This window comes from Acidocella sp., from assembly GCF_028687955.1.
GTDB lineage: Bacteria > Pseudomonadota > Alphaproteobacteria > Acetobacterales > Acetobacteraceae > Acidocella.
The window spans coordinates 1-4,537 of the sequence record NZ_JAQTZC010000107.1 but is presented as its reverse complement, the minus strand read 5'-3'; the positions used below and the strand labels follow the sequence as shown (position 1 = coordinate 4,537).

Annotated in this window: 6 protein-coding genes and 2 pseudogenes; 1 reads left to right on the top strand and 7 read right to left on the bottom strand. The window is 60.2% G+C overall.

Annotated features, from left to right (window positions below; all coding sequences use genetic code 11):
* Positions 1–98, top strand: a pseudogene (locus PHE40_RS10655) (IS5/IS1182 family transposase); the annotation flags it as partial.
* Positions 99–125: 27 nt separating this feature from the next.
* On the opposite strand, the pseudogene PHE40_RS10650 reads toward PHE40_RS10655, so the two are convergent.
* The 7 genes and pseudogenes from PHE40_RS10650 to PHE40_RS10620 form a co-directional block, all read right to left on the bottom strand.
* Positions 126–365 (bottom strand): annotated as a pseudogene (locus PHE40_RS10650) (MerR family transcriptional regulator); the annotation flags it as partial.
* A 159-nt stretch (positions 366–524) separates the two neighbouring features.
* The gene (locus PHE40_RS10645; RefSeq protein ID WP_299961579.1) at positions 525–1,292 is read right to left on the bottom strand and encodes a YiiX/YebB-like N1pC/P60 family cysteine hydrolase; all 768 of its coding nucleotides are present in this window, start codon (positions 1,290–1,292) and stop codon (positions 525–527) included.
* 4 nt (positions 1,293–1,296) lie between these two features.
* Positions 1,297–1,968, bottom strand: coding sequence for an NrsF family protein (locus PHE40_RS10640; RefSeq protein WP_299961577.1), 672 nt, complete (start codon positions 1,966–1,968; stop codon positions 1,297–1,299).
* Positions 1,958–2,530: a sigma-70 family RNA polymerase sigma factor gene (locus tag PHE40_RS10635; RefSeq protein WP_299961575.1), complete on the bottom strand. Its 573-nt coding sequence runs from the start codon at positions 2,528–2,530 to the stop codon at positions 1,958–1,960. The genes PHE40_RS10640 and PHE40_RS10635 overlap by 11 nt, the downstream gene beginning before the upstream one ends.
* Positions 2,531–2,615: 85 nt before the next feature.
* Positions 2,616–3,257, bottom strand: a complete 642-nt coding sequence (locus tag PHE40_RS10630) for a DUF6969 family protein (RefSeq protein WP_299961573.1) — start codon at positions 3,255–3,257, stop codon at positions 2,616–2,618.
* Entirely contained in the window at positions 3,257–3,976 is a 720-nt protein-coding gene (locus PHE40_RS10625) for a cytochrome c biogenesis CcdA family protein (RefSeq protein WP_299961572.1), read from the bottom strand. The genes PHE40_RS10630 and PHE40_RS10625 overlap by 1 nt, the downstream gene beginning before the upstream one ends.
* Positions 3,977–3,985: 9 nt before the next feature.
* Entirely contained in the window at positions 3,986–4,318 is a 333-nt protein-coding gene (locus PHE40_RS10620; RefSeq protein ID WP_299961570.1) for a thioredoxin family protein, read from the bottom strand.
* Between the last annotated feature and the right edge of the window lie 219 nt (positions 4,319–4,537).

Below are 4,537 nucleotides of genomic sequence, written 5' to 3'. Positions count from 1 at the left end.
TCGCCAAGGATTTCGAGGCAACAATCGCCAGTGCTACCGCATGGGTCCTGCTCGCCCATATCCGCCTGCTTACAAGAAAAATCACACGAAAAAGTTAGAAAAGCTACCATTCAGAGTCAGACTCTCAACAAGGCGCGGACCTCATCCAAGGTAAAACCCAGTTCTCGGGTGCGCCGAATAAAGGTCAGGCGCTGGACCAGATCCTGACCATAGACCCGTCGCCCGCTTTCGGTGCGCCGAGGTTTCGGCAGCACCCCGATCTTCTCGTAGAAGCGGATGGTCTCGATATTACAGCCAGTCCGGCTGGCAAGACTGCCAATGGGAATCAAGGCTGTATCTGCTGTTCCGGTGATTTCGGGACGCATGGCAAATTTCCCTCTTGATCCTGGAGTTACTACAGGTCCTACGTAAGGTGTCCAGAGGCATAGATCAGGATGGATGATTTTCTCTCGGCGCGCACAAAAAACCGGTCCGAATGCGCCGCCGCTTTAAGGAGGGTCGCAGCTTGTCGGGCTGGTTGTCATTTATCTGGGGTCTGTCTCATGCCAGCGCAACAATGTGGGGTTGAAACCGTTTTTGATTGATGGTTTTACTATGTCAAAATATGGCGAGACATCAAAGTCCCGTGGTACGAACAGCGAGTGGTCACGCGCGTGAAAAATCTCGGCCCGGCATCCTGGGCAATCAGGTGCGTCGGAAATTGTTTCCGTAATCATAGGCAGGATTGGATAATGCACAGACTGAAATGCCTGGGCGAGTAGGGAAGAACAAATGGCCTTGGTTGGGGCGCCGCTGCCAAAGGTAAGCATTTTCCGCCTAAAGCGTATCGGCACTGGTGGTGTCGGGATCAAGTAACGTGCAAGGTCAATGATATTCCGCAGGTCGTATTGGTCGCCAATGCGATTTAGCATGAATTGCGCGATCTTAGTTCGGGCTTCGTCATCAACTCCTACGGCACGACAGATTCGCGTGTGAAAGCCAGCAAACTCCTCAAAGCCGACCAACCGCACACCCTCCACGACATCGGCTTCTACAAAGCATGGTTCGGCCGTGCCACCTGGGCAACGCGACTGCATGCCAACATATATTGCCGCGTGCGACCATGTTGATTGCGTCAGATATTTGATGGCCGTGCTGAAGCGCGAGTTACCTTCGACGAGAACAACATCGGCAATTTCCAGACAGCCGAGAAATAGATCAGCACGCGTAGCCGGTGCCGTGCTGTGGACATGAGATGGCTGTGACAGAAACCGCGCCAGCCACGAACCAATATGTCTGGAGACAGCCCCCACGACGTCACGCTATTTCCGGATGAGGAGAAGCATTCGACAAAAGCCGTAATGTGATCCGCCCGAATAACGCCCCAAGCGCGGTGAAAAGCATCACGCTGCCCATCTGCCAGACCAGAACCGTCATCATCGTATCCGCCGCGTGGAATAATGGCAGCGCCACTTCGGCGGCGGCGGCGGCGGCCATGGCGCCGCACAGGCAGGCGTGGGTGGTACGAAACATGGCGCTGCGGCGCAGAAGCCAGACCATGGCCACGGCGGGGACAAAACCGGCCATTGCAATTGCCGGGACACACAAGAAATCCGGGCGCAGAATGAGCGCCGCGCCATGAGTTTGCAACGACAGGATAAAACATTGCCGCCCAAGTTCGAGGAGCCACAGGGCAAGGGCGGCCATGGGTAGATATAGCTTCCACCCAGGTTCGTCCGGCCGCCCGGCACAGAATGCGGCGTAGGCAGAGATAAGTGCAGTCGTCAGAGCCAGCAATTCCGCCAGCATGAAGCGCGGTTGCGTAAGAAGTCCGGCAAGTCCTGGCCGCAGCCCCATGGCATAGACAACCATTGCAAGCACCGGCACGGTGACGAGCAGCCAGCGCAGCAGCAGCGTTGCGGGCGGCGCGGCGCGGCGCACCGGCGGCAGATCACGCGCGAGGCTGGCGATCAACTCCTCAGTCCTCATCTGTAATATTCTCCTTCATGGCCTTCTTCAGCCGCTGCATAGCCCGGAATGTTGCAACCTTAAGGGCAACGACGCTCATGCCGGTCTCCGAGGCGGCTTCGCGCAGGGAAAGTTGGCGGACCTTCAGCAAGTTCAACACGAGCCTGTCACGCTCGCCTAAGCCCTTGAGCGCCATCATCATCGAGGCCGTGTCAACATCCCGATCCTGTGTATCATTCGTGGCGAGGGCGGCGGAGGTTACAGACACATCGTCAATGGCTGTCTCCCGCCCGGCATGACGCTGGCGGCGGCGGCGGATTTCCGCGCCGCGAAATTTCAATATCCCGAACAGAAACGGGGCCACGGGGCGGGTGGGGTCGTAGAGATGCCGGCTCTGATGCAGCGCCAGAAGTGTTTCCTGCACCATGTCCTCGATGTCGGCGGCGCTGCTTTGTGGCCAGCGCGCGCGGGCGCGGCGGCGTAGCCAGGGCAGAGCCTCCTGCAGCAACCGGGCATAGGCGCGCGCATCGCCAAGCTGCGCCGCTGCCAGCCAGATCCGCCAGTCTGGGTTTTCCTCCGCCATAGCCCCTCCCTTAGGTGGACAGAGTATAGCGTCTGCCGGGCGGAGCCAATCACCACCCAGGGGAATGATGTCCGCCAGGAGCAGATTATGCGGCATCGTCAGCCTCCGGCAGGTTCAGGCTTTGGCGCAAACGGGCGAGGGTTCCGGGTAAATTGATGCGGGCGCGGCTGAGGATTTCCAGCGCCTCGTCGGCCAGGGCGTCTGCTTGCGATGCCGCCGCATGGCGGGCCAGGCGTTTGTCACGCCGGCGCAGCAGGGTGGCGATCTCGCGCCGGTACAGAACGCATAGCGCGGTCAGCGCCCGGTTTACCGCCGCCGGGGCTGGGGCGTCGTGCCAGGCCAGGCGCGGCAGTTGGGGGATCAGCGCCTCCGCGGGGAGCCAGTGATCAGCCGTAACCCAGAGATTGGTGGTGAAGAATTGCGCCGGCCGCCCGAAATGGTCGAGGGCGATCGCCAGCACATGGGTCAGGCTGGATGTGTCATCGCCGCGCAGGTAGCAATGGATATGGCCGCTCTCCGCTGCCCCCCGGTGCGCATGGAAATAATATTGGGCGCGGGTATGCGGGTCGAGCGCGTCATCAGCCGGGTAATGCGTCTCGGCGACAAAATCCCGCCCGTCCAACAATGCTGTGACGATGTTTTGCCCGGCGGATTCCATCTCGCCCAGGGCAGCCACCAGCGCGGCGGCGGCCTCGGCACGTTCCAGCAGGGTTGGGGACGCGCGCATCAGAATTGTGTCGTGGCGGTGCTGAGCCAGCCGGGCGAGGCTTGTACCAGATAAGCTTCCAACGGATGGTCCAGCCCTGTGATCATCAGCAGAGAGACGGCCACCATCGCGCCGCCGAGCAGCATTTTGCCGGCGGAGCCAGCACCCAGCATCCGGCCACGCAAGCCCAGCAACGTGGCGCGTGATAAAAACCCCAACCCCACCAGGGGCAATGCGGTGCCGATGCCAAACATCAGCATCACCAGCGCCACATGACCCAAATCCTTGCCCTGCGAGGCCAGCAGGCTGGCAGCCCCCAGAGTTGGCCCGGCGCACGGTGTCCAGATGGCGCCGAGCAACAGGCCTATGCCAAATTGCCCGCGCAAGCCAACACCCTTGCCGCCGCCAAACCGGCTGTTGATCCAGTTGCCAAACGGCCCGGCCGCGACTGCCAGCCTTGTCTGCGCGCCGGGCAGCAGCAGGAGCAGCCCCAACGCCAGCAACATTGCCGCCGCCAGCAGCCGGAAGGCGCCAAGGTTCAACCCCAGGGAGAACCCGATGGTGGCGACGAACAAGCCGACGGCCGTGAAAGACAGCGCGACACCGCCCGCCAGCGCCAGGGGGCCGGCGCGGTGTTCGGATAATGCGCCGCCCAAGACCAAAGGCAGCACCGGCACCACACAAGGCGAGAGTGTGGAGAGCAGCCCGGCAACCAACGCAAAAAAAGCTGCGGTGAGCATGATTTCCTCTCAGCCCTGAACCGCGGCGTTGAGCAAGGTCTCGATGTCTGATTTACTGGTGATACCGACAGCACGCAACGCCTCCTTGCCGTCATGAAAAGCAATCAACGTGCTTTGCATTGTTGCGCCGAATTGTTTGACCACGGGCTTTTGCGAGTCAAAATCGACATCGAGAATTTCCAGCGCGGCATAATCCGGGTCGCTTTCCAGCCCTTTCAAAACCATTTTCTGTTGTGCGCAGGTCGGGCACCAGCTTGCCTCAATATGGATCACCACCGGCGTATGGTTGGCCATCGCGGTAGCGAACGCGGCCTGGGTGTAGGGGGCGGTCGTGGCCGCCATGGCGCCTGGCACACCCAGGAGCAAGAAGCCGGATAAAACCGCGCCAGGCAGGGCAAGGGATGAGATGAAATTACGAAATCTTCTGTTCATGGTTCTAAGAACCTGAACGAAAAAGATAGTTGAGTGATTTCAGTTGGTTGTGATTCTGTTGGTTTGCGACAACTGACGGAGTCACGATGGCCTGGACCGAAACCACTCGGCGGCGATACTGCCGTGATG